21 protein-coding genes and 4 tRNA genes are annotated in these 24,221 nt (G+C 39.0%); 18 read left to right on the top strand and 7 right to left on the bottom strand.

Features of this window, described 5'->3' with window-relative positions; translation table 11 throughout:
- Positions 1-28 precede the first annotated feature (28 nt).
- Positions 29-1,921 (top strand): DUF389 domain-containing protein, encoded by a 1,893-nt coding sequence (locus BW935_RS12160; RefSeq protein WP_076501825.1) that lies wholly within the window; start codon positions 29-31, stop codon positions 1,919-1,921.
- Between the two features lie 117 nt (positions 1,922-2,038).
- Positions 2,039-3,580 (top strand): IS1182 family transposase, encoded by a 1,542-nt coding sequence (locus tag BW935_RS12155; RefSeq protein ID WP_139325547.1) that lies wholly within the window; start codon positions 2,039-2,041, stop codon positions 3,578-3,580.
- A 204-nt stretch (positions 3,581-3,784) separates the two neighbouring features.
- On the opposite strand, the gene BW935_RS12150 is transcribed toward BW935_RS12155, so the two are convergent.
- The 4 genes from BW935_RS12150 to BW935_RS12135 all read right to left on the bottom strand — a co-directional run bounded on the left by BW935_RS12150 (position 3,785) and on the right by BW935_RS12135 (position 6,609).
- Positions 3,785-4,105, bottom strand: a complete 321-nt coding sequence (locus BW935_RS12150; protein WP_076501822.1) for a 2Fe-2S iron-sulfur cluster-binding protein — start codon at positions 4,103-4,105, stop codon at positions 3,785-3,787.
- Between the two features lie 15 nt (positions 4,106-4,120).
- Complete coding sequence (locus BW935_RS12145; RefSeq protein WP_076501820.1) at positions 4,121-5,125, bottom strand: NAD(P)/FAD-dependent oxidoreductase; 1,005 nt, start codon at positions 5,123-5,125, stop codon at positions 4,121-4,123.
- 93 nt (positions 5,126-5,218) lie between these two features.
- A complete protein-coding gene (locus tag BW935_RS12140) occupies positions 5,219-5,653 on the bottom strand; it encodes a MarR family winged helix-turn-helix transcriptional regulator (protein ID WP_076501818.1) in 435 nt (144 codons plus the stop codon).
- Between the two features lie 83 nt (positions 5,654-5,736).
- A complete protein-coding gene (locus BW935_RS12135; protein ID WP_076501817.1) occupies positions 5,737-6,609 on the bottom strand; it encodes a toxin-antitoxin system YwqK family antitoxin in 873 nt (290 codons plus the stop codon).
- A gap of 133 nt (positions 6,610-6,742) precedes the next feature.
- Here BW935_RS12135 and BW935_RS12130 point away from each other — a divergent pair, with 133 nt between their 5' ends.
- From BW935_RS12130 to BW935_RS12075, 12 genes are all read left to right on the top strand, one after another.
- Positions 6,743-7,945, top strand: coding sequence for a pyridoxal phosphate-dependent aminotransferase (locus tag BW935_RS12130; RefSeq protein WP_076501815.1), 1,203 nt, complete (start codon positions 6,743-6,745; stop codon positions 7,943-7,945).
- Between the two features lie 88 nt (positions 7,946-8,033).
- Complete coding sequence (locus BW935_RS12125) at positions 8,034-9,026, top strand: glycosyltransferase family 4 protein (protein WP_076501814.1); 993 nt, start codon at positions 8,034-8,036, stop codon at positions 9,024-9,026.
- Between the two features lie 10 nt (positions 9,027-9,036).
- A complete protein-coding gene (locus tag BW935_RS12120) occupies positions 9,037-9,843 on the top strand; it encodes a polysaccharide pyruvyl transferase family protein (protein WP_076501812.1) in 807 nt (268 codons plus the stop codon).
- 595 nt (positions 9,844-10,438) lie between these two features.
- Complete coding sequence (locus tag BW935_RS12115; protein ID WP_245802694.1) at positions 10,439-11,449, top strand: DUF4421 domain-containing protein; 1,011 nt, start codon at positions 10,439-10,441, stop codon at positions 11,447-11,449.
- Positions 11,450-11,591: 142 nt separating this feature from the next.
- Positions 11,592-13,136 carry an L-piperidine-6-carboxylate dehydrogenase gene (amaB, locus tag BW935_RS12110; protein WP_076501811.1) on the top strand — a complete coding sequence of 515 codons (1,545 nt, stop codon included), beginning with the start codon at positions 11,592-11,594 and terminating at the stop codon, positions 13,134-13,136.
- 361 nt (positions 13,137-13,497) lie between these two features.
- A tRNA-Val gene (locus BW935_RS12105) sits at positions 13,498-13,572 on the top strand.
- A 197-nt stretch (positions 13,573-13,769) separates the two neighbouring features.
- Positions 13,770-13,844: transfer RNA gene (locus BW935_RS12100), tRNA-Val, on the top strand.
- 34 nt (positions 13,845-13,878) lie between these two features.
- On the top strand, positions 13,879-14,139 hold the full coding sequence (locus tag BW935_RS12095; protein WP_076501809.1) for a GIY-YIG nuclease family protein: 261 nt from the start codon (positions 13,879-13,881) through the stop codon (positions 14,137-14,139).
- Positions 14,125-14,185: transfer RNA gene (locus BW935_RS12090), tRNA-Val, on the top strand. The genes BW935_RS12095 and BW935_RS12090 overlap by 15 nt, the downstream gene beginning before the upstream one ends.
- 41 nt (positions 14,186-14,226) lie before the next feature.
- Positions 14,227-14,487, top strand: a complete 261-nt coding sequence (locus BW935_RS12085; RefSeq protein ID WP_076501808.1) for a GIY-YIG nuclease family protein — start codon at positions 14,227-14,229, stop codon at positions 14,485-14,487.
- Positions 14,473-14,533, top strand: a tRNA-Leu gene (locus BW935_RS12080). The genes BW935_RS12085 and BW935_RS12080 overlap by 15 nt, the downstream gene beginning before the upstream one ends.
- A 388-nt stretch (positions 14,534-14,921) precedes the next feature.
- Positions 14,922-15,953, top strand: a complete 1,032-nt coding sequence (locus tag BW935_RS12075) for an acyloxyacyl hydrolase (protein WP_175606669.1) — start codon at positions 14,922-14,924, stop codon at positions 15,951-15,953.
- 59 nt (positions 15,954-16,012) lie between these two features.
- On the opposite strand, the gene BW935_RS12070 is transcribed toward BW935_RS12075, so the two are convergent.
- Complete coding sequence (locus BW935_RS12070) at positions 16,013-17,869, bottom strand: TonB-dependent receptor plug domain-containing protein (protein ID WP_076501805.1); 1,857 nt, start codon at positions 17,867-17,869, stop codon at positions 16,013-16,015.
- Between the two features lie 263 nt (positions 17,870-18,132).
- Between BW935_RS12070 and BW935_RS12065 the strand changes: the two genes are divergently transcribed.
- Positions 18,133-20,085, top strand: coding sequence for a M1 family metallopeptidase (locus BW935_RS12065; protein ID WP_139325548.1), 1,953 nt, complete (start codon positions 18,133-18,135; stop codon positions 20,083-20,085).
- Between the two features lie 33 nt (positions 20,086-20,118).
- Here BW935_RS12065 and BW935_RS12060 read toward each other — a convergent pair whose 3' ends face one another.
- Positions 20,119-20,517 (bottom strand): VOC family protein, encoded by a 399-nt coding sequence (locus BW935_RS12060; protein WP_139325546.1) that lies wholly within the window; start codon positions 20,515-20,517, stop codon positions 20,119-20,121.
- Between the two features lie 147 nt (positions 20,518-20,664).
- The gene (locus BW935_RS12055; RefSeq protein WP_076501800.1) at positions 20,665-22,308 is read right to left on the bottom strand and encodes a S41 family peptidase; all 1,644 of its coding nucleotides are present in this window, start codon (positions 22,306-22,308) and stop codon (positions 20,665-20,667) included.
- 156 nt (positions 22,309-22,464) lie between these two features.
- On the opposite strand from BW935_RS12055, the gene BW935_RS12050 reads away from it, so the two are divergent.
- The 3 genes from BW935_RS12050 to def are packed head-to-tail and all read left to right on the top strand — an operon-like array spanning position 22,465 to position 24,187.
- Complete coding sequence (locus BW935_RS12050; protein WP_076501798.1) at positions 22,465-23,223, top strand: hemerythrin domain-containing protein; 759 nt, start codon at positions 22,465-22,467, stop codon at positions 23,221-23,223.
- Complete coding sequence (gene ruvX, locus BW935_RS12045; protein ID WP_076501797.1) at positions 23,223-23,636, top strand: Holliday junction resolvase RuvX; 414 nt, start codon at positions 23,223-23,225, stop codon at positions 23,634-23,636. Before BW935_RS12050 ends, ruvX begins: the two co-directional genes overlap by 1 nt.
- Positions 23,633-24,187, top strand: coding sequence for a peptide deformylase (gene def / locus BW935_RS12040; RefSeq protein WP_076501795.1), 555 nt, complete (start codon positions 23,633-23,635; stop codon positions 24,185-24,187). The genes ruvX and def overlap by 4 nt, the downstream gene beginning before the upstream one ends.
- The last annotated feature ends 34 nt before the right edge of the window (positions 24,188-24,221 follow it).

Raw genomic sequence — 24,221 nt, 5'->3', positions numbered from 1 at the left:
ATCAACCTTTCTTTTTTTAAATTGGGATATGAAATCAATTACATTGATATATGACGAGCGATTGGAGGAGGAGGTAGAGTCCAAAGTGCTCCCGCTTTTGGAGAATAATGTTAAAATCAAAATCCCTTACAAGAATCACAAGAAATATGAATTTTCAGAAGAGGACTTTATAGTATGCTACCTGTCTGATGAGCAGGTTCGTGAGCTGTTTGATGTGATTATTGAGCATCATTGGAAGATTGGTTTTCTACCCCACCCTAAGATGACCGAAGCAAGACAAGGTTTTGGTGTATCTTCTAAGTTGGAGATAGCAGTAGACAATATCCTGAATACAGATGAAGTAGTAGAAGTTGATGTGCTTTTTGCCAATGGGCAGCCCGTTCTGAATAAGTTGATTGTAGGGAGTTCATTTAGTTTGCTTTACTCTTTGGACAATGAGGAGTTTTTCTTCAAAAAGTACCTGAATCGTTTCAAGCGTTTTTTGAATTCATTCAAGAGGGTGAAGCTTCATCCTTATTCCATCAATTGGAGTAAGGATAATGGAGAAATGCAATCCAAAGCAGTAGATACTGCTGCCCTTGGGATGGTCGTGGTACAGCATGGGCAGAGTTCGATATTATCCAGGAGAATCATAGAGGATTCTTATGCCAATGATGGGATGCTTCACTGTTTGATTTTGGCGCCGAAAAGCATTTGGGAGATTATCAAATTTGGATTTTACAGTATTTTTAAATCTTCCAAGCGATCCAAATTGCCAGATTATGTAGCCCATATCAAAACTGATAAGGTGTCGATAAGTAGCAATCAGCCCATCAGTTATGCGATTGACGAAGTGCTGGTGAGTGCAAAGTCTATAGAGCTCGAGGTGCAGCCAAAGGCAATTGGGATTGTGCCAGGGACCGCTTTGGAGACCAACGATCAGGTGAAAAAGACCAAAGTCTTTAAAGTTCAAAATTTACCCCAAGGCGAACTGAAGAATGAATTGCTGGAGCGCTATCTTCCTTTTACCAACCATGCCACAACGGAGGAGTTTAAGTGGCTTTTTACTACGCTGAGGGAAAACTCAAAGACTACTTCAAGCTACCTGGTTTTGATGGCTCTTTCTACCATTATAGCGACTTTTGGGTTATTTGGAGATTCATCTCCTGTAATTATTGGAGCGATGATTTTGGCGCCGCTGATGTCTCCTATCATTTCCTTAGCAATGGGTGTATTGAGACAAGATGATCAATTAATTAGCCGTAGTTTCACAACCATCGGCTACGGAATGGCGATAGGTTATGTATTTGCAATTCTGATTACTTGGTTTACCCCTCTCAACATCATGAATGGTGAAATTTCTGCTCGTATAAGACCAAACTTACTTGATCTAGGAGTGGCAGCTGCTTCAGGCGTAGCAGGAGCTTATGCGCATTCCAAAAAAGAAGTTGCCAAAACTTTGGCTGGGGTGGCGATTGCAGTTGCCTTGGTGCCTCCTTTGGCTGTATCTGGTGTAGGTTTTGGCTGGGGGGATTGGGCTGTTTTCTGGGGTGCTCTCCTGTTATTGGGGACGAACTTGGCGGGAATGGTATTAGCAGCTGCTTTGACTTTCTTATTTTTAGGCTTTAGCCCGTTTAGGTTAGCCAAAAAAGGCTTGACGATTTCTTTATTCTTTGTAGTATTGATCAGTACACCTTTAGCCTTTGGTTTCTCAAAAATGGTTAAGGAAAATAAAATCATTCAAAATCTCAGTGGAAAAGAAATATCTGTGGGCGTACTTCGAGATGTAAAAGTGATCAGAGTATCTCCATTGAAAATTTCATTAACTGTAGTCTCAGAAAGCCCATTAGATATCAATCAACTCAATGAAGTCAAAGAAGATATAGAAGATGCGCTGGGTCAAGAAATTGAGCTAGAGCTTTCGGTAGCTGTAAAATTTTAAGTACAATGGTATTTGTGATAATAAAAAAGAGGCTGTCTCATAAGTCTCTTAAAGTTTAAGGCTAGTCGATTTCTCGGCTAGCCTTTCTTGTTTAACTCAAAATGTTTATTTTGAGGTGTGCAAAAACAAGACACGAATATAGTCTTTAAAGACTATGATAACAACCAGTTGATGCTCCTACCTCAATCCCTCGAGGAGCTATTGCCGTTGAGTCATCCGGCTAGGACAGTTAACTCCATCATTGATCGGATCAATATGGGGTCGATTTTGGATCACTATTCTACTTTGGGGGCAAGTAGCTACCACCCCAAGATGTTGATGAAGGTTTTGATTTACGGTTATCTTGATAATTGTTTTTCATCACGAAAGATTGAAAAATCTATAAAAGAGAGTGTTCCCTTCATGTGGCTAGCAGGCATGCAGAGGCCAGATCACAATACCATTAATCGTTTCAGATCAGCAAAGCTCAACGGAGTGATACGTGAAGTTTTTTCTCAAGTAGTTTTGCTCTTACATGATGAAGGCTTGTTAGACATTAAAGACATTTACACAGACGGGACAAAGATTGAAGCAAATGCTAACAGATATACATTTGTCTGGGGGAATACAATAAAGACCAATAAAGAGAAGATAAGCTCACAGTTACAACAGCTATGGGATTATGCTAAAAAAATAGCAACTGAAGAGCTTGAAGATCAGTCCGAAGACTTTAAGAATCCAAGTCCAGAGAAAGTGATCCAGACAGTAGATAAGATCAATAAAGCTTTGGAGGGAAAAAAAGCTGACAAGAAGGTTAGGCAAAAGTTAAACTACGCCAAAAGAAACTGGCCTGAAAAGCTTCAGGAATATGCAAAAAAGGAAGAGATTCTTCAAGGGCGTAATAGCTTTTCTAAAACAGATGAAGGCTCTACTTTCATGCGTATGAAGGAAGATCACATGAAAAACGGACAGCTTAAGCCAGGTTATAATCTTCAGTTGAGTACAAGTAAACAGTTTGTAGTCAACTATTCAGTTCATCAAAACCCAGGAGACACCATCACTTTAAAACCACACCTAGAAGCATATAAGTCGATGTTCAGACATCACCCAGACACTGTGACAGCAGATGCAGGATATGGGAGTGAAGAAAATTATGATTATCTAGAAAAGAATGGTGTAGACGCCTATGTGAAGTTCAATACTTTTCATAAGGAATTGAGAGATAAAAAGAAGAGAAAGAAAACATTTACATTACTCGAAAACCTACATTACAACCAAGAAGATGATACATATACTTGTCCGATTGGGCAGAAGATGACCCAAATCAACCAAGTTCATCGAAAAACATCAACAGGCTATGTACAACAATATACCTACTACATGGCAAGAAACTGTCAAGGATGTCCATTAGCAGGAAGTTGCAAGAAAGGAGCAGGAAACAAAATACTGAAGATAAACAGAAAGCTAGAAGAATACAGGAACAAGGCTAGAGCTAAGCTAACCTCAGAAACAGGAATTCAAAAACGAAAGCAAAGAGCCACAGATGTGGAACCTGTATTCGGACACTTTAAACAGAACAAAGGACTGAAGAGGTATGCCTTAAGAGGACTTGAAAAAGTGGAAATAGAGACTGGATTGGCAGTAATAGCGCACAACTTAGAGAAAGCTTCTAGAAAGTAGAGGCAAATGCTCAAAAATGCTTCTTTGGCACCCTTTAAGACGATTTACTAACTTTTAACGGAGACAAAATCTCAAAAGAAGAAAAGAGGAGTTTTTTGACCCAAAGTCAAAAAATAAAGGCCGAAATCTAAGAAATCGGCCTCCATTGCTTAAAATCAGCTGTCAGAATTTAAATTTTACTTTTTGAGACAGCCTCTTTTTTTATTAATTATCTTCTCCTCTGAGTTTGATCACAGCGCCTTCAAGCTCTGGACTGATCCTGACTTGACAGGCAAGTCGGCTTGTAGGAAAATACTCGGGTAGATTTTCTAACTGATCGAGTTCTACATCTGTAGCTTCACCTAATGCATCTTCTCCTTCTAGCACTTCCACATGACAGGTAGCACAGAGCGCCATGCCACCGCAAGTAGCTAATACGGGATATTCCGAGGCCTTCAATATTTCCATGAGGCTTAGCCCCATGTCGTCTGGAGCTTCTATTGATTGACGATTACCGTCGTGATCTTCTACTGTGAATGTTACCATGCTGCAAAGGTAAAATTAAAATGCATTTACACCATTGACCGTGGTGTATTTGAAGCTCAATTTTTGGTCAGGATATACATATTTGAATGCAGAGTGCATCATGATAGCGGCTTCGTGGAATCCGCAAAGGATCAACTTCAATTTGCCTTCATAGGTATTGATGTCTCCGATCGCATAGATTCTGTCTACTCCTGTTGAGTAATCAGTCGTATCTACTTCAATGGCATTTTTGTCAATGCTCAATCCCCAGTCTGCTATTGGTCCTAACTTAGGGCTCAATCCAAACAATGGAATCAGATAATCTGCATCAATAGTGATTTCCTCCTTCGCTTTATTTTCCAACTTGACTGTTTCTAGTGTTCCATCTCCATTGATCTCTTTTAGGTTTGCTGACAGGATCAAGTCGATTTTGCCATTGTTAGCCAAATCAAAAACTTTGGACGCAGAATCAGGAGCTCCTCTGAAGGTTTCGTTTCTATGTACTAGTGTAACCCGCTCTGCGACATCAGCCAAGTAGATCGTCCAATCAAGAGCAGAATCTCCACCACCAGCGATTACCACCTTTTTGTCTCTGAAAGTCTCAGGGTTTTTGACCATGTAAACTACTCCTTTGCCTTCAAAGGTTTCTAGGTTTTCCAATACCGGCTTTCTTGGCTCAAAGCATCCTAGTCCACCAGCAATCACGATTACTTGTGCATGAACTTGCGTTTTGTCACTAGTCGTGATTACAAAAGAACCATCATCCTGCTTCGCCAAATGGTCTACTCGCTCTCCCAAAGTAAAAGTAGGGTTGAAGGGTTTGATTTGCTCCATCAGATTGTCCACAAGTTCTTGGGCTTTGACTTCAGGATAACCTGGGATGTCATAAATGGGCTTTTGTGGGTAGATTTCAGATAGTTGTCCCCCTACCTGAGGCAATGCATCGATCAAGTGGCAACGCATTTTCAATAAGCCTGCTTCAAAAACTGCAAATAATCCGACTGGTCCAGCCCCGATGATGCAAATGTCAGTATTAATCATGATGTGTAAGATTTATTGGTAAAACCAATGATGATTCAGATTGTTCGTATAAATATAATTAGTGTAACAACTATTTTTAAGCTGAGTAGATTTTCATTCCTCAAGATTAGTGTAGATGGTATTCAATATCCGTTTGAATTCTTCAAAATCTCTTTCATTCAAGTTCTCCCAAGCCTTCTCCCTGATTTGGGTAATCTGAGGTTTTAGCTCTTTTACTTTAGAAACTCCTTGATTGGTCAAGTGAAGTTGAAAGCTTCTCCTATCTTGAGGGTGAGGTACTCTTTCTACATAACCTTTTTTACAGAGGATATCTATAATTCTTGTCAATGTAGGATGGTCTTTAAACACCAGCTGTGCCAATTCAGTTTGACTCAAGAGTTCATTTTCTGATAGATTTTTCAATACCAGCCATTGATCAACCGTAATGTCAAAGTCACCCAGATTGAATTTTTGTTGGGCATATTGCTTGACTTTGCGGGCGGTCCGATCAAGGAGAAATGAGTACTTGCTGAATTGTTCCTGTGTCATACAAATAATTAGTGTGACAAATATATGAAGAAAAATAAAGGGAACAATAATTCCCTATAAAAAAGGTAGGGAATAAGATTTGTTTAATTTGATGCGATATTAGTTCTGTAGATGAGAGTACCTTCTTTGTCCCATTCGGCCCTGATGTAAGGTCTAAAGTTTTTGGTGAAGGGTTTTTCCTGGTATTGAATTTCTCTTTTTCGGATTGCTTGCGCATTTTTAGTGTCCCAGTATTCTGTCCATAAGCCCACTTTTTCTCCATACTGATATTCTCCTATTACAGCGACTTGGCCATTTTCATAGAAGTGATAGAAATTGCCTTCTTTCAAATCGTATTCGATTGGGGTGAGTTTTTCTATGACTTTATTGTTGCCATCATAATAAGTAGTACGGGAGTCTTTTCTCCATCCAGCTTGATAGTGACCTTTGTCGACCAATACACTTCTATTGTCAAATGTCATCCAAGTCCCATGCTTGGTTCCGAAATAGTACATGCCTTTTTCCACTGTGATTTCTCCGATGATTCTTTCAAATGGCCCGTGAAGTAAGACACCTCTGGAGGGGTCAAAATCCTTGGATCGGATCATTTTATCTCGCTGATCATACCAATAGATATCCCTCACATAAGGGTCTACAGTCTGCTTCTGTGTAGTATAGTTGAAAAAAGTAAATTGAACTTGCTCTCTTAAGTTCTGCCTGATACGTCCTTTTTTAGTGCGCTCTCCATAGTAGATATTCTTCTTTTCTTTCTTTTTCTCTTTTTTCTTTTTCTCCTTTTTACTCTGTTCATCAAAAAGTAAAAGCGGTGAGGTAGTAGGCAAAAGTTTATTACTCACAATACCAGAAGAGTCCGGGTCAACGGTTACTTTCTCTGCCTCCTTTTTATTTTTCCTCTGTGCCATCAGCATGGTAGGAAGTGCGAGAAACATCAATAAACAGAGCCAAAACGATTTCATATATGCAATAACGAGTATTAAAACCAAATATTGAATCTTAAAAGTACTAATTCGGAATCAATTCTCAGTTAAGTTTAGATTTAATAATTGGAATCTTTAATTTTGGTCAAATTTAAAAAAACAACCTCATAAAATGAATTCAATCCTATCCGACCGAATCAACCAAATGGAAGAGTCAGCTACGCTGGCAATGGCAAAAAAGGCAAGAGAACTTAAAGGCCAAGGTGTAGATATAATTAGTTTGAGTTTGGGTGAACCAGATTTCAAAACGCCTAAGCATATCCAAGAGGCAGCCAAATCAGCAATTGATGAAGGTAAATATTTTGCATACCCTCCTGTGGCGGGTTATCAGGATTTGAGAGAAGCTATTGCTAAAAAGCTCAGAGAAGAAAATCATATTGCTGAGGCGAAATCTGAGAACATTGTAGTCTCAACTGGAGCTAAACACTCCATTGCTAATGTCTTCATGTGCATGCTGAATGAAGGTGACGAAGTGGTGATTTTTTCACCTTACTGGGTGTCTTACGCCGAGATCATCAAGCTGGCAGGAGGTGTGCCTGTTTTGATTGAGGGTACTTTGGAGAATAATTTCAAAGCTACTTCGGCGCAGCTTAAAGAAGCCATGACCGATAAAACCAAGGCGGTCATCTATTCCTCTCCTTGCAATCCTACTGGATCGGTATTCAGTAAGGAGGAGCTTGAAGCTATTGCAGCGGTAGTGAAAAGTAAAGAAGATGTTTATGTAATTGCAGACGAGATATATGAATTGATCAATTTTACTGGGAAGCATTTTAGTATCGCTTCTATCTCTGGGATGTTTGAAAGGACGATTACAGTCAATGGATTCTCTAAAGGATATGCAATGACAGGTTGGAGAGTAGGGTATATCTGCGCACCACTATTTATCGCCAAAGCATGTGAAAAAATGCAAGGTCAGTTTACTTCTGGTGGTACAGGTATCGCTCAGCGTGCTGCTTTGGCGGCGATTGCTGGAGATCAGACTCCATCAAAAGAAATGGAGAAGGCCTACCTTCAAAGAAGAGAATTGGTATTGGGACTGTTGAAAGAGATCCCGGGGATCAAGACGCATGTCCCAGAAGGAGCATTTTACTTTTTCCCTGATGTGACAGCTTTCTTTGGTAAGCAGTCAGGAAGTCATCAGATCAATAATGCCGATGATCTTTGTATTTATCTTTTGGAAGAAGCAAATGTATCTGTGGTGACTGGGGCTGCATTTGGTGCGCCAGATTGTGTAAGGTTATCTTATGCAGCATCTGAGGAAGAATTAAAAGAAGCCTTGAAGCGAATCAAAGAGGCTTTGACGAAATTAGCCTAAATATGAAAGTAACATAGAAGCATTGTTGAAGTACAGCAGTGCTTCTTTTTATTTAATATGAAGCAAGTTATTTAATTTTTTTGAACCTATGGAATCTGATAAACCGATCTTGATCCAGTTTCATTTTCATAAAAGGAAAACTGGATTGACTTCCAGTATAGAAAATGTATTGCCTTATTTAGAGCAGGATTTTGAATTATATATTTTTGGTAGTTTGCTATCAGGCCAGAAAATTGGCTGGGGGAGAGTATTTAGATTGCTTAAGGCAAATAGAAAAGTAATTATTCATGCGCATAGAAATAATGAAATCATAAGAGCTTTGCTTTTAAGGATGCTAGGCTTTGACTTTAAGTTGGTGGCCACAAGGCATGCAGAAAGCCCACCTTCAAAGCTTACTCTTGGATTGCTGAGAAAAGCTGACCAGGTCATTTCTCTCACTTTTAATATGCAGCAATCGCTGCCATTATCATCATCCGTGATAGGACATGGAGTACAGACTGATTTTTTCGTGCCAGATCCTAGGGCTAAAATTCAAAATGTCTCTCAACAAAACATCATTTGTGTAGCAGGAAGAGTAAGAGAGCGCAAAGGACACCAAGTCGTCTTGGATGCATTGATACCTATTCTAGGAAATTACCCCAACTGGGCATTGGTAGTGGTAGGGAAAGTAGATGATCAGAATTTTGTGGAGAGATTGAAGACAGAGGTTTTACAAAAAGAGCTGACAATTCAAGTCTACTTTCATCCCGAAACCAAAGAAATCAAAAATTACTATCAGGCTTCAAAGATTGTGGTAGTTCCATCATATTCAGAGGGTTTTTCATTGGTTTGTTTGGAGGCCATGTCCTGTGGAGTTACGGTAGTTGCTACGAGGGGTGTAGGTGTTCATGATGATGTGATCGATGATCAAAAAACAGGCTATTTATTCCCACCGGGTGATTCCGACGGGCTTCAGAAGATTTTGCTAGGGTTGATTTCTAGGGAATTGAAATGTACCTCAGAAGCAGGGAGGAATAAAATAGTAAATGAATGGAGCGCTCAAAAAGAGGCTAATCAATTGAAATTGTTATATTTGCAATAAATTTGATTAAATGTTAGGTAATAGAAGTATAAAGAATTCTTTAAAATCTTTTTTAAGTCGTTACTATTGGGTCTCATACGATAAGCATAAGAATAATTTTGGTGACATCCTCACGCCGCATATTGTGGCACACTTATCTGACAAAAAAGTAATCAGAATCCCTTCCCTTTTTTATCGTTTCACCAACCATTTCTTTATGATTGGTTCAATTCTACAAAAGAGTACATCTAAGACCATCATCTGGGGAAGTGGTTTTATCTCAGCTAAAGTGAAATGCAAGGAAGAGCCCTTGGAGATATGTGCGGTAAGAGGACCATTGACAAAAAGTAAACTGGAAGCCGCTGGAATTGAATGTCCAAATGTGTTTGGTGATCCAGCACTTCTAATGCCTGAAATCTATCAGCCAAAAGTTAAAAAAAAGTATAGAATTGGGATAATTCCACACTATGTAGATAAGGCCAATCCTTGGCTGGAAAAATTTGATCATGATGAAGAGGTGACTGTAATAGATGTGCAACAATCTAACCCTCTTCATGTCATTGACGAAATTTTGGCTTGTGACCGGATTATTTCCAGCTCGCTTCATGGGGTCATTGTGGCGGATGCTTATCAAATTCCTTCGCTTTGGATTGAATTTTCGGATCAAGTGGTCGGGGAAGGTTTCAAGTTTTTAGATTATTTCATGTCTGTCAAAAGAAAAGATAGAAGGCCTATATGCATCAAGAAGCACACAAAAATCCATGAAATAGAGCGCAATTTTTATGATTACAAAATCGATATTGATTTAGAGCAGTTGAAGTCAAGTTGTCCCTTGTGATTTTGATAGACTCTAAAGCGTTTTGATTATTTGTTTTATTTGAATATAAATATAAATATTCTAATATTAATTTTTTATACCTAATGTAGGTGTTTTAATGTGGGTAAATTTTTTATCAAGCAGTTTTTTAGGACCTGATGGAAACTTCAAATATAATTGTTTGTGAATTTTGGGCTTATTTAATGATTTTGGGTTTATAATCAATTTTAATATATGTTTTAGGAAACCATGTATAGGGTGTATTGGAAGTTTTATTTATTAAGGTTAAGTCAAGACCAATGAGATAAATTGTATTTTAATAACCTTGTTAATTTTTGCATTGATATTATTTTAATATTAAACCAAAAAATTCCATGAATTTAATTTTGCATTTATGGGATATTCTTTTCTATATTTGTATCGGGTGATTAAGCAACTTTTTTTGCTAAAGACTTTTGATAGAAGTAAGAGATGAAGGTTATAATGACAATTGTTTTTTCTGACCTTCATTTCAAATTAATCCTGCTTTGGCAGGATTTTTTGTTTTAATTCGTGTTAAGGTAATTGGGAATGATAAAATTCATTGTTTAATGGTTGCGCTTTGAAAATGATAAAGGTGAAAACAAGTTTACTTATTTTTTTTCTCGTCATCATGGGAAAGGATGCGCTTGCTATGCAAAATGAATCATTAGATTCTGTGTATTATATAAAGTTTCCGGATCAGTTGACAACTAGGCTTTATGCATCGAGGAAGTATACGGCTTTTGAAGTAAAAGATAGGTTGTCCGATAGGAGGATTCGTTTTGAACCTAACTCAACTCTCAATATGGGGGTTGGTGCGACTTATAATGGACTTACATTGAATCTTGCGTATGGCTGGGGGTTTTTGAATCCTGACAGGGGTACAGGTGATACCAAGTACCTAGATCTTCAAGTGCATGCTTATCCTAAGAATTTTGTCATTGATTTATTTGGGCAATTTTACAGGGGGTATTATGTTGATTTAGCTGAGGATCATAGTTCAGGGATGCCTTTCTATGTAAGTCCAACGATGCGAGTCAGGAAATATGGAGCCAACGTTCAGTATTTATTTAATGGCGATAAAATATCTTTAAGAGCTGCTTTTTTGCAAAATGAGTGGCAGGTCAAATCCGGTGGTAGTCCATTACTTGGTTTTGAGATTTATGGAGGTACAGCCATAGATGATCGACCAATTTTCCCCATTGGATTTTTGGATGATCCGGGTCGGAATTTCAACCAAGCCAATTTCTTTCAGTTTGGTCCGAATGCGGGATATGTGCATACTTTTGTGATTCTGAGGCATTTTTTTATCACGGGATATGCGTCTACCAATCTTAGTTTAGGTCAGCAAAGGCTAGTTTTTAATGAAGGAGCAAGTAACCGATGGGGATTTAGCTCAAATCTATTTTTAAGGGGTTTTGTTGGTTACAATTCTGAAAAATGGTCTGTGAATTTTAATTATGTGCACAATAGGGTCAATATGATTCGAAATTCAGATTTCGACAATACCTTAATGACGGGCAATTATAGGGTCAATTTTATATATAGGCTCAGCCCAAGCCCTGGGCTTAAAAGGTATTTGGATGCCGTGGATTTGAAAAGATAGCTTTAAATATACTTAAGCATGATTTTGGGGTCTAAATCTACAAACTCTTCAAAATTGATCTTTTTTCTACTTGTAGGATTACCAAATCCTTTCAGAATTTTACTAGTTTTACCATGATACAAAGCATAGGAAACTCAAATATATGGCAGATCAATATGGAATAAAAGCAGCTTTGGAGAGGCTGGGAATCAAAGCGGAAAATCTTGGTACAAGTACTGGAAATCAATGGGTTGATACTGGAAAGGAATATATAAGTTCTTATTCTCCTGCAGACGGCGCGTTGATTGCCAAGGTGCAGTTGACGGATCAAGAAGCTTATGAAAGAGTGATTGTTCAGGCGCAAGAGGCATTTAAGAAGTGGAGGGAGATTCCTGCTCCTCAGCGAGGAGAAATTGTCCGACAAATAGGCAATGCATTGAGAGAAGTCAAAGCTGACTTAGGTAAGTTGGTATCTTACGAAATGGGTAAGTCTTATCAAGAAGGCCTCGGTGAAGTGCAGGAAATGATCGATATATGTGATTTTGCTGTAGGTCTTTCGAGACAATTATATGGTCTTACCATGCACTCGGAGCGCCCTTCACATCGAATGTACGAGCAGTGGCATCCATTAGGAATTGTTGGGATTATTTCAGCATTCAATTTCCCAGTAGCAGTTTGGTCCTGGAATAGCATGATCGCGATGGTATGTGGAGATGTGTGTGTATGGAAACCATCTGAGAAAGCTCCGCTATCAGGTGTTGCCTGTCAGCATATCATAGCCAAAGTGTTGTCAGACAATAGTCTACCTGAGGGTATTTCTGCCCTTATCGTAGGCGATTATAAAGTAGGTGAATACTTGTCAAAAGATCACCGAGTACCATTGGTGTCAGCAACAGGTTCGACGAGAATGGGTAAGCTGGTAGCGCAAGCAGTAGGTCAAAGACTTGGAAGGTCGCTACTGGAATTGGGTGGTAATAATGCCATCATTGTGACTGAAAATGCCGATATGGATATTGCTATCCGTGGAGCCTTATTTGGTGCGGTGGGTACAGCAGGGCAGCGTTGTACGACTACCAGAAGATTGATAGTGCAAGAGGGTGTATATGATGAAGTAAAAAACAGACTTGTTGCAGCCTATGGTAAGTTGGTCATTGGAAACCCTCTTGATGAAAAGAATCATGTTGGTCCGCTGATAGATCAGGATGCAGTCAAGATGTATTTGATTGCAATTGAAAAAGTCAAATCAGAAGGAGGGAAGGAATTGGTACGAGGAGGAGTGTTGCAGGGCGAAGGATATGAATCGGGATGCTATGTAAAGCCATGTATCATCGAAGCAGAGAATCATTTTGAAATGGTGCAACAAGAGACTTTTGCTCCAATTTTGTATTTATTGAAGTATAAAACTTTAGATCAAGCGATTGAAATGCAGAATGCAGTTCCTCAGGGATTGTCTTCCGCAATCATGACCCTCAATATGCGAGAGGCTGAGGCATTTCTATCAGCTGCAGGATCTGACTGTGGAATCGCCAATGTGAATATAGGTACCTCAGGAGCAGAGATAGGAGGGGCTTTTGGTGGTGAAAAAGAGACTGGCGGTGGTAGAGAATCGGGTTCAGATGCATGGAAAGCTTACATGCGTCGTCAGACCAATACGATTAATTACAGTACAGCTTTGCCATTGGCGCAAGGGATTAAGTTTGATATTTAAAAATTTTGATTCAGGTCTTTTCTTGATTTCCTTAGAGAAGACCTGAGTCAATTCTTTGTTTAAATAATTTATTGTTCATTATCAATCAATTAATTTAGATCAGCTTGTTTTTTTTTAGTTTTTGTTTGTGCGAAAAGAATTAAAATCTACCTTTGCAATCCATTAAGACAGCAACGGCTGTTATGATAATGGGAGTTTAGCTCAGTTGGTTCAGAGCATTCCGATTACAATCGGAAGAGTCGGGAGTTCGAATCAATAAGCGTAAAAAAGATAATGGGAGTTTAGCTCAGTTGGTTCAGAGCATTCCGATTACAATCGGAAGAGTCGGGAGTTCGAATCAGTAAGAGTAAATAAAGATAATGGGAGTTTAGCTCAGTTGGTTCAGAGCATCTGCCTTACAAGCAGAGGGTCGGGGGTTCGAATCCCTCAACTCCCACATTAGATTTAAATTATTTTCCCTCGGGAGTTTAGCTCAGTTGGTTCAGAGCATTCCGATTACAATCGGAAGAGTCGGGAGTTCGAATCAATAAGAGTAAATAAAGATGATGGGAGTTTAGCTCAGTTGGTTCAGAGCATTCCGATTACAATCGGAAGAGTCGGGAGTTCGAATCAGTAAGAGTAAATAAAGATAATGGGAGTTTAGCTCAGTTGGTTCAGAGCATCTGCCTTACAAGCAGAGGGTCGGGGGTTCGAATCCCTCAACTCCCACACAAAGCCTCAAGAAAGAGGCTTTTTTTGATTTATGCCATGCTATTTTTACATATTGTATTCAAGATCAAGGGATCAGTATTATCTAGGGCACAGTTGTGATAGTCTAATGGAAAGAGTACGGCGTCACAACTCTAAACATAAAGGTTTCACTGGGAGTACCTCAGACTGGGAGCTTGCTTATTTTGAAGAGTTTGACACTAAGGAAGAAGCCTATTTTAGGGAGAGACAAGTTAAGTCATGGAAAAGTAGAAAACGAATAGAGACTCTCTTGTCTGAGGGTTCAATTGGTTAAGAGCATTCCGATTACAATCGGAAGGGTCGGGGGTTCGAATCCCTCAACTCCCACACAAAGCCTCAAGAAAGAGGCTTTTTTTGATTTATGCCATGCTATTTTTACATATTGTATTCAAGATCAAGGGATCGGTATTATCTAGGGCACAGTTGTGATAGTCTAATAGAAAGAGTACGGCGTCACAACTCTAAACATAAAGGTTTCACTGGGAGTACCGCAGACTGGGAACTTGCTTATTTTGAAGAGTTTGACACTAAGGAAGAAGCCTATTTTAGGGAGAGACAAGTTAAGTCATGGAAAAGTAGAAAACGAATAGAGACTCTCTTGTCTGAGGGTTCAATTGGTTAAGAGCATTCCGATTAAAATCGGAAGGGTCGGGGGTTCGAATCCCTCAACTCCCACACAAAGCCTCAAGAAAGAGGCTTTTTTTGATTTATGCCATGCTACATTTAGATAACATGATTTCCGATTTCTTGTCAGTACAACCTTAAAATTGGAAAAAGCCTATGATCTCAAACCAATATCAATGAGTATCCAATATCTATTAGTATCGGGTTGAACTAGGATTTAATCATAATTGGTTAGTTGTCTAATTGCGGATATGCATATTACATATTTTTATTTTATTGAATTGCTCATGTACCCCATCAACAATCTTTGTGAATCTCCGTAATAATTGCAAGGTTTGATTATCTTAGTTTTGTGTAAGGAGAGTTCATATGATGTATAAGCGGCAATTTTGCTTAATAGCAATATTGGTTTTATGGTTTTTAAGTGGGGGGGTGTTTTCTCAAAGTTACCTTCAATTTCAAGCTTCTCAAGGCTATACTGTCGCTCACAATTCTGATGTAAGAGAGGTGCAAGGGTATCCATTTCTTTTTAAACTTGATTATGCATCCCGGCTCAAGGGAAAGGAATATCACGATCATTTGAAGCATCCTCTTGCAGGTATGAGTCTTACATATATCAATCACGATAATAGAGACACAGGACGTTCCTATTCTATCAGTGGATTTTTGCAGCCAACTCTTGGTAGATGGGGGAGTAATGAGCTTTCTACTAGAATTTCACTGGGTTTAGCTTATGTGACCAATCCATTTGACCCAATCAATAATCAACTCCAAAAGGCAATAGGTTCTAATGTGAATTATTTAGGAGAAGCTCAGTTGATCTATAGCTTTGACCTCAGTGATAAGTTTGACCTCAATTTTCAAACTGGAATAACCCATATCAGCAATGCGGCGCGCAAATTGCCCAATTCAGGTTTGAATATACTTTTTTTTGGAGCGGGATTGAGTTATCAGCTTTCCGAAGAAAGTTCTGAGATATATAAAAGATTTAACCATAAGAATCTTGCTTATGAAATTGGAAGGTTTACACATACTTTCATGCTACGTTCAGGGGTGAAAAGTATCAGAGCGCTAGATTTTGCTGTATTTCCTGCCTATGGAGCAAATTACACGACAGCTTTAAGGTATTCTCCGATTGGTTCTTGGACTGCGGGTTTAGATTTGGATTATAATAGAGGGTATGTAAGGGAGAATATGGCGGTCAATGAATCTTCTGGAGAGGAAAGAGACTTTGTAAGATGGAGAACGGGCTTTGCTATGGGTCATGAGTTCCATATGAATAAGCTCAGTTTCTTGACACAGTTTGCCACTTACCTGAAGCGACCAAGGGCTGATCATAACCTATTTTATCAAAGGTACGGTTTAAAATATCACTTGACGAAAAATTGGTTGGCGGCGGCTACTTTGAGAGCACACGGTGGGAGAGCCGATTATATGGAGTGGACTTTGGGGTATTCTTTTTGAGAGGATTAGGCTGATAATAATCAAGGCCCGAGAATTCTTATGCTCGGGCCTTGATTATTTTATTTGAAAAGGTTGAGGTTGATGCCAGCTCTGAACCACCTGCCAGGCATTTGTACAAATCCAGCTTCAATATAATTTGCATTGGTCACATTAGAAGCTTCTGCAAATAGGCCGAATGTTTTGAGCCTGTTATAATCAAGTCTGATGTCAAGTAAGAAATATGGATCCAAGGCCATTCTTTCTATGTATCTAGCTTTGATGTTTGTTTCGAAGTTTGAGAAAAATTCAGCTTGAAATCCACCGATCACTTGATGTCTCAGTGCCGTTAAAGTATTTCTTGATTCTATACCCGGGATTTGCTGCAAATTGGCATCAATAAAATTGTAACTAAATGATGCTTCTCTGATTTTGAAGTTTTTGCCTCCAAGATTTAAGGCATATTGAATACCAGTCTCTATCCCTTGAAAAGTTACTTCAGAGATGTTGCTTGGTGTCCATCTGTTTGGATTAGGGCTAACATCGCTTGGAGCCCTGCTCCAGTCTATCAGATTTTTGGTGTATCTGTTGAAGTATACCAATTCAAATCGCACACTTTTGTTGAAGTATTTGTAGCCTACTTCAAAACTTTGCGCTTCTTCAGGAAGTAGGTTGGGGTTAGATACATTACTTGGATCTTCATAATAGAGGTCATTGAATGATGGGATTCTATAGCTTGCGCCGTAGTTGGTGTAGAACCTAGAACGATCGGTAAGTTGGTATCCTAATTCCGCACCTGGGAAATGTCTCCAGCCATATTCATCATAGTAGTTGGAATACACCCCTGCTCTGAAGTCAAAATCAGACCAAAACTCAATCCTGTGTTCCGCGAAAACGCCAAGAAAAGCCCTCTCTCTGTCCCCTAGATTAGTGCTGCTAATCTTTTCACTTCTTCCTTCTACTCCAAAACCACTCGTTCCGAAATTGCTCTGATATCTTCCATTTACCTCTAAAGCTAGTACATCTGAGACGTGGTTGTTGGTGAAAAATTCAGGTTCATTTCTTCTCAACCTGAACTCGTCAGTATTTTGTCTCCAATAAGCCCTTGTTTGTATATAAATGTCATTGTGATCATAAGTATGACTTATGGATGCAAGGAATGTCTGAATGCTTTCCCATTGATCAGGAAATCTATCGGTATAAAAGCCATTAGCACCAAAGGTTCTATCAGTGTACCCGGCCATCGCTCTGATTTCATTTTTCTCGTTGAGATCCATTCCCGCTTCATAAAATACATTGGTGACTTTATAGTCAGAATTGTACCAATGACCATTTGATGCGTCGTGAGAGATGGATAGCGTTTGCTTGTATTTACCAAATGGTAAATCTACTGGTAGTGAAGAGACCATACTGATGCCTTTCATGCCAAAATCTCCAGCATAAGATTGAAGATTTAGACTCCTCTCTTCTGGCAGCATGGTGACGATATTCACAGCGCCAGCATAAGCATTTTGTCCAAAAATCCTTGAACCTGGACCTTTCATAACTTCGACCCTTTGGATAGCCTGCAGTGGTACAGGGATATTCATGATATGATGTCCTGTCTGCGGATCAGTTAGCTTGATGCCATTGATCAACATGAGGGTCTGCTCAAAACCACCACCTCTGATGCCAATGTCACCTTGTACACCTGTCACACCCCGCTGCCTGACATCTACTCCCGGAGTAAATGAAAGCACTTCTTGAAGACTTCGGGCAGGGGTAGTTTCTATATCTTTTCTACTGATGATTGATATATTCCTTGAGACTTTGTTGAAAGGAATCTCAATTCTATTCTCTTTGATAATCACTTCACCGAGATCAACGGTCACGCTGTCTTGATTTGCAATTACTTGTAAAGTGCCAAGTAATAAAGCGGGTAGTAGTAATCTTTTTTTCATGTGTTTGATTTTGTCTCTCAATCGTCATGGTAGCATGTGAATTAGTAAGTCCACTTCATAATTGACTTGATGGAGACTTTATGTTTTGTACGGTTGGTTTAAAATAAGGAGCAAAATAGATTCTAAAATCTCAGTGATGCAAATAATGTAAGGGATTTGTCACTTTAAGAAATGGAAACCAACAGAATATTTGGTTAGTTTTTTCTTAGGTTTTGATTCATTATTTTAGCCGAATAAATCAATATAATCCACAAAATATGAAAATGAGTATTAGGGGGCTATTATTTGCCTTTTTAACTTTTGGTAGTATCTGGACATCAGATGCGCAAGTAGTGAAGGACAACAAGGATGGGGTTTTTACTGAATTTGGCTATCGTCAAGGCTCTGCTTATAGAACTGCTTCTGGAAAGCCTGGACCTAGCTATTGGCAAAACAAATCTGACTACAGTATCAATGTAGAGCTTGATGAAGAGAATCACTTGATCAAAGGAAGTCTTACACTTACCTACACTAACAATAGCCCAGAATCTTTGGATTTTATATGGCTGTATTTAGAGCAAAATAGATTTACGGAAGATTCTAGAGGCACCTTGACAACCCCAGTACAAGGGAATAGATATAGTGGAGATACAGATGGTGGATACAAAGTTTCAAATGTAAAAGCTCAGTTAACAGGAAAAAACAGACCGACGAGTAGTGATTATTTGATCAATGACACGCGCATGCAAGTGGTTTTTGCAGAGCCATTGCCAGCAAATGGGGGAGTAGCTACAGTATCCATGGATTTTGAGTATAAAATCCCTGTCAAAGGGATGGATAGAATGGGTAGATTGGATGTGAAGGACGGAACCATCTATGCACTTGCTCAGTGGTATCCTAGGGTAGCAGTGTTTGATGATGTGACAGGTTGGAATACAGATCCATATTTGGGAGCAGGTGAGTTTTATTTGGGTTATGGAGACTTTGATTATAAAGTGACTGTGCCATTTGACCATATCGTGGTAGCTTCTGGAGAATTGCAAAACCCAAATCAGGTTCTTCCTAGGGAATTGCAAAATAGAATGAAAAAAGCGTCTGAAAGTGACGAGAGAGTTTATATTATCGAGCCTGCTGAGGTAGGAGATGTTGCTAAGACTAGACCTAAGCAAGAAGGAAAGCTCACTTGGCATTTCAAAATGAATAACTCTAGGGATATAGCTTTTGCTTCTTCCAAAGCATTTATATGGGATGCAGCTAGAATCAATCTTCCAAGTGGTAAAAAGGCAATGGCACAATCTGTCTATCCTCAAGAAAGCGACGGTCAAGAAGCTTGGGGTAGATCTACGGAGTATTCAAAAGCATCTGTGGAGCATTATTCTGAGATGTGGTACGAATATCCTTATCCTGTAGCTGTAAACGTAGCTGCAGATATAGGAGGAATGGAGTATCCTGGATTGAATTTCTGTAGTTACAGATCCAAAGGTGAATCCCTTTGGGGTGTGACTGATCATGAATTTGGTCATAACTGGTTCCCAATGATAGTAGGTACTAATGAAAGAAGGCATGCTTGGATGGATGAAGGATTCAATACCTTTATCAATTATTACAGCTATTTGGCTTTCAATGATGGTGAATATACCAATGACTTGATCCAGACTAGGAAATATGTGGGTTGGTTGACAAGTGAAAATAGAGAACCTATAGCGACACACCCAGATCGTACGCAGTCCAATAACCTTGGTATGGTGGCTTATATGAAGCCAGCCTTAGGATTGATGATGTTAAGAGAATATATACTGGGTCATGAAAGGTTTGATAGAGCCTTCAAGTCATATATCAGAACTTGGGCTTACAAACACCCTCAACCTTCTGACTTCTTCAATCACATGGAAAACGTAACTGGTGAAAACTTGGATTGGTTTTGGAAAGGTTGGTTCTATAGCAATGCTAATATTGACCTTGCTGTTGAAGGCGTTTATCCATATGGAGCAAATTATGTGGTAGTATTCTCCAACAAAGGCGATATGCCAATGCCAGTGAATTTTGAAATCACGTATGAAGATGGGTCTAAAGAAAGACGTGAACTTCCAGTTGAGATATGGTTCAAGGGAAACACCTGGCAGCATCTGATGAAGGTAGATAAGAAAGTAGTCAAAGTAGAAATTGATCCTGACAAAGTCATCACAGATGTCAATTCAGGAAATGATACCTGGCCGTCTACCTTGTACCAAGATTAATTAAATTAAAAAAGGAGGCAATTGCCTCCTTTTTTAATATTCGTCATTGAACTCTATCCAATACCCATCTGGATCTCTGAGATATATCTGCTTGATACCATCTGGCCTAATAGTGATTTTATTTTTCTCCCCAGGCCAATCTTCAAATTCTACCTGATGCTGTCGAAGGATTGTAATGAAATCATCCATATTTGGAACGCTGAAGCAAAGATGATTAATTTTATTGATGGTCACTGGCTCCCATTCTGCTTCAATTAGATGTAATTGTACTTGATTGCCAATATCAAACCAGGCATGCAGCCCATCTTTGAATGGCTCTTCTATTTCCTTGAAATTTAGAACATCACGGTAGAATTCCGAGCTTCTATTGAGCTCACTTACATAGACAGCGATGTGGGTGATTTTAGCTTGTGCTTTTACTGAATGATTCATTAGCAATAGGAGTATTGACAAAAATAGGATTGAGGAAAATTTTTTCATTTTGGGTTTGCGCCAGGCTTGTTTCTTATTTCAATGCTAATTTAAGGATTTCAATCCAAATAAAAGGGGAGTCAAATTTGACTCCCCTTTTTGATTCATTTATTCCTGTTGACTGACTTTCCCAGCAAAGGCCAACTTTTCTGCTTCATCAAATAACTTGATGGCTTGTAAATAGATTTCATTGATATCATTGATGACTTTATAATAGGCATTGTCATCAAATAAGTTTCTCCCCATATTAGCTTTTACCAATACTTTGAGATAATCTTTCGACTTTTTGTAATCTTTCTCGTCGAACTTAACCTTATTCTTTTCTCCTACCTTGATCAATTCCTGAAGCATAGCGTCTGAAACTTGATACTTGGAATAATAATCCTCAAATGACATACCTTCAAATTTCTTCTTATTCTTATCGAGATAATCTAGTACAAATTCCCTTGCAGAATCAGAATTGAAAAGTCTATTGACATAGGCAGATGACATGGTAGTATCAAGCGGTACGAAGAAATCTGGCATAATGCCTCCTCCACCATAAACAGCTCTTCCAGATACTGTCTCATATCTCAAGCTGTCATTGAATTTGACACTGTCAGCGGAGAAAAATTCACCATGTTCAAATCTTTTGATCCAATCTAAACTGTAATCATCTTCCTCTCCATAAGGCTTCTGAATAGATCTGCCTGAGGGTGTATAGTATCTAGCAATTGTCAACCTTAGTTCTGCTCCATCAGATAAGTCAATTGGCATCTGAACCAGTCCTTTTCCGAAAGACCTTCTTCCCACGATCAAGCCACGGTCATTATCTTGGATGGCTCCTGCTACGATTTCTGATGCAGATGCACTGCCTTCATTGATCAAGACTATCACAGATCCATCTTCGAAAATCCCCTGTCTTACTGCATAGGCTTTTTGACTGAAGCGGCTGGTCTTTCCCTCTTGAGAGACAATCACTGCATTGCTACCTAGGATTTCATCTGCCATATTGATCGCAGCGCCCATGTAGCCACCAGGATTACTTTGTAGGTCTAATACCAGCTTTTTCATGCCCTGCTCACGCAATTCGGCTACCGATTTCTTGAACTCTTCATAAGTGGTCGCTGCAAATCTGGTGACTTTGATATAGCCGATTTCATCATTGATCATGTAGGAAGCATTCACCGAATATTGCGGTATTTTGTCTCTTACAATATCAAAAGAGAGCAAGTCTCTTTGTGATTTTCTTTTTATCTCAACATTTACTGTGCTGCCACTTGGGCCTCTTAAAAGGTCAAATACATCTCTATTGGTAATACCCGTGCCTGCAACAGTTTTGCCATCTACACTGATGATTTGATCGCCTGATTGAATTCCAAGCTTCTCAGAAGGACCACCAGTCAATGGAGCTACCACGTAGATTGTATCTCTGATGATACCAAATTCTACTCCTATGCCATCAAAATTACCATCCAACTGAGACCTGGCCAATGCCGCGTCTTTTGCAGGAATATAGCTGGAGTGGGGATCAAGCTTTTCAAGTATTTTCTCAATACCAAATTCTACCAATTCATTGGTATTGACACTGTCAACATAGTCTCTGTTGATGTATGTGATGATCTCTTGAAGCTTGTAGATAGCAGCTTTGAGGTCATTTCTGTCACTTTTGGGTTCTGCAAAAGTAGCTCCGACCCAAATGCCAGCTGATATAGCAAGGGCTATAATGATGGGAAGTCTTACTTGTGCTTTTGTGTTTTTAATTTCGCTCACGATATCCTCAGGTTATTGATTATGCTTACTTTTTGGAAATTCTTCAAATATACTATTTAACAGTATTTGTTTCCATAACGTTTTGATAAACGTAACAATTTCAATTTAGATAAAGAATTCGGGCATTTTCACTCAAAATGCCTTACTTTTGTTTTTATGTTGGATCCAAAAAAAATGCAGAATAAACCAATCAGAGATCTCGTCTCCGATAATTATGTTTTTGCGGCTGTCCTACATTATTTTGGGATTGATTTTTATCAATACGAAGAAAGTTCATTGCAAGAAGTGTGCGATAAATTCAAGGTAAACCCAAATCATTTGATAGAAGAACTTGAAGCTTGGGCATTGATAAAGGAGCCAACCAAAGAGGAGCTCTTTTTGCATCCCATTGAAGTACTCTTGGCTTATTTGAAAAAGAAGCATTATTTTTTTGTAAGACAAGAGCTACCCTTTTTGTCTAACATGGTTGGGGGGATCAAAGTGTCGGGGGATTATGCTGGTATTCTAGCAGATCTTAAGATCATGTTTCCTTTATTTGTTGAAGATTTTATCCATCACATACATGAAGAGGAAAGTAGGGTCTTCAAGAGAATCAAACTCCTTCAAGACATTGAATCGGGTCAATTTGCTACCGTTGATGCTTTGAAAATATTAGAGTCAAGTCCAATAGCCTCTATGGCTCATGCGCATGAAGATCATGATGATGAAATGGTGGGGATCAGAAAGTTGACCAATGGATATTTTTTGCCAGAAGAGGCGCCTTTAAGTATGAAGATTTTATACAATGAGTTGCAAAATTTTGAAAAAGAGCTGATAATTCATGCGACGATTGAAGATGAATTGCTTTTTCCGAAAGCTGTTCAATTGGAAATAGAGGTGCTTAGAAAAGTTAAAAAACAAATTCATAGCAACTGATGGGAAGAGTTATAGCGATTGACTTGGGAACTAAAAGGACGGGGCTGGCAGTTACAGATATATTGAAAATTACCGCAAATCCCCTAGAAACAATCGAAACGAGTAAGCTTGCAGATTATCTCACTCAATACTTCCAAAAAGAAGATGTGGAGACTATAGTTCTTGGTTATCCAAAGTCACTCGACGGAACTGATAATCAAATGACACCTAGGGTAATCAGTTTGAAAAGTAGACTCTCAAAGTTGTTTCCTGACAAGAAATTAGTCTTGGTGGACGAGCGTTACACTTCTAAAATGGCCATGCAAAGCATGATTGCCATGGGGAGTAAGAAAAAAGATAGAAAAGAAAAAGCTGGCAACTTAGATAAAATTAGTGCCGCAATCATTTTACAGACATACCTTGAGCAATTATGATATATCCGATAGTCGCATACGGAAATCCAATACTAAAAAAAGAAGCAGAAGAGATTCAGGAGGGTGAAGATATCGCTAGCCTGATTCAAGATATGTATAGCACCATGGATCATGCAAATGGTGTGGGACTAGCAGCACCCCAAATCAATAAGGGAGTTAGACTTTTTGTAATCGATAGCTCTTTGATGCTAGATGAGGATGATTCAGAAAAGGGAATTCGCAGAGCGTTTATCAACCCAATTATTTTGGATGAATATGGGGATAATTATGGATTTGAGGAAGGCTGCTTGAGTATTCCTGATGTAAGGGCCGAGATTATCAGGCCTGAGAAGCTTACCATAGAATATTATGATGAAAACTGGAATTTGAAAGAAGAGGAGTTTTCAGGAATGACAGCACGCGTGATTCAGCATGAATATGATCATTTGGAAGGGATACTTTTTGTAGATTATCTCAAAGGTTTGAAAAAAAGACTGGTACAGAGCAAGTTGATTGAGGTGAGTAAGGGGCGTGTGCCAACTGACTACCGTATGATCTACCCTCTGAAATAATATTTCTAGCCAACATGCCCTGTTGGCTTTTTCA

It is taken from the genome of Belliella pelovolcani (genome assembly GCF_900156785.1).
GTDB classification, from domain to species: Bacteria; Bacteroidota; Bacteroidia; order Cytophagales; family Cyclobacteriaceae; genus Belliella; species Belliella pelovolcani.
The sequence above is the reverse complement of the archived record's forward strand: the minus strand, read 5'-3'. Positions and strand labels throughout refer to the sequence as shown.

Bases quoted from the DNA above. Each gene is read 5' to 3' on its own strand.
- BW935_RS12085 (WP_076501808.1), top strand. From the start codon at position 14,227: ATGCCATGCTATTTTTACATATTGTATTCAAGATCAAGGGATCGGTAT.
- BW935_RS12145 (WP_076501820.1), bottom strand. From the start codon at position 5,125: ATGATTAATACTGACATTTGCATCATCGGGGCTGGACCAGTCGGATTA.
- BW935_RS12060 (WP_139325546.1), bottom strand. From the start codon at position 20,517: ATGAATCATTCAGTAAAAGCACAAGCTAAAATCACCCACATCGCTGTC.
- BW935_RS12050 (WP_076501798.1), top strand. From the start codon at position 22,465: ATGTTGGATCCAAAAAAAATGCAGAATAAACCAATCAGAGATCTCGTC.
- BW935_RS12070 (WP_076501805.1), bottom strand. From the start codon at position 17,869: ATGAAAAAAAGATTACTACTACCCGCTTTATTACTTGGCACTTTACAA.
- amaB (WP_076501811.1), top strand. From the start codon at position 11,592: ATGGCAGATCAATATGGAATAAAAGCAGCTTTGGAGAGGCTGGGAATC.
- BW935_RS12140 (WP_076501818.1), bottom strand. From the start codon at position 5,653: ATGACACAGGAACAATTCAGCAAGTACTCATTTCTCCTTGATCGGACC.
- BW935_RS12160 (WP_076501825.1), top strand. From the start codon at position 29: ATGAAATCAATTACATTGATATATGACGAGCGATTGGAGGAGGAGGTA.
- BW935_RS12135 (WP_076501817.1), bottom strand. From the start codon at position 6,609: ATGAAATCGTTTTGGCTCTGTTTATTGATGTTTCTCGCACTTCCTACC.
- ruvX (WP_076501797.1), top strand. From the start codon at position 23,223: ATGGGAAGAGTTATAGCGATTGACTTGGGAACTAAAAGGACGGGGCTG.
- BW935_RS12095 (WP_076501809.1), top strand. From the start codon at position 13,879: ATGCCATGCTATTTTTACATATTGTATTCAAGATCAAGGGATCAGTAT.
- BW935_RS12130 (WP_076501815.1), top strand. From the start codon at position 6,743: ATGAATTCAATCCTATCCGACCGAATCAACCAAATGGAAGAGTCAGCT.
- def (WP_076501795.1), top strand. From the start codon at position 23,633: ATGATATATCCGATAGTCGCATACGGAAATCCAATACTAAAAAAAGAA.
- BW935_RS12065 (WP_139325548.1), top strand. From the start codon at position 18,133: ATGAGTATTAGGGGGCTATTATTTGCCTTTTTAACTTTTGGTAGTATC.
- BW935_RS12150 (WP_076501822.1), bottom strand. From the start codon at position 4,105: ATGGTAACATTCACAGTAGAAGATCACGACGGTAATCGTCAATCAATA.
- BW935_RS12125 (WP_076501814.1), top strand. From the start codon at position 8,034: ATGGAATCTGATAAACCGATCTTGATCCAGTTTCATTTTCATAAAAGG.
- BW935_RS12120 (WP_076501812.1), top strand. From the start codon at position 9,037: ATGTTAGGTAATAGAAGTATAAAGAATTCTTTAAAATCTTTTTTAAGT.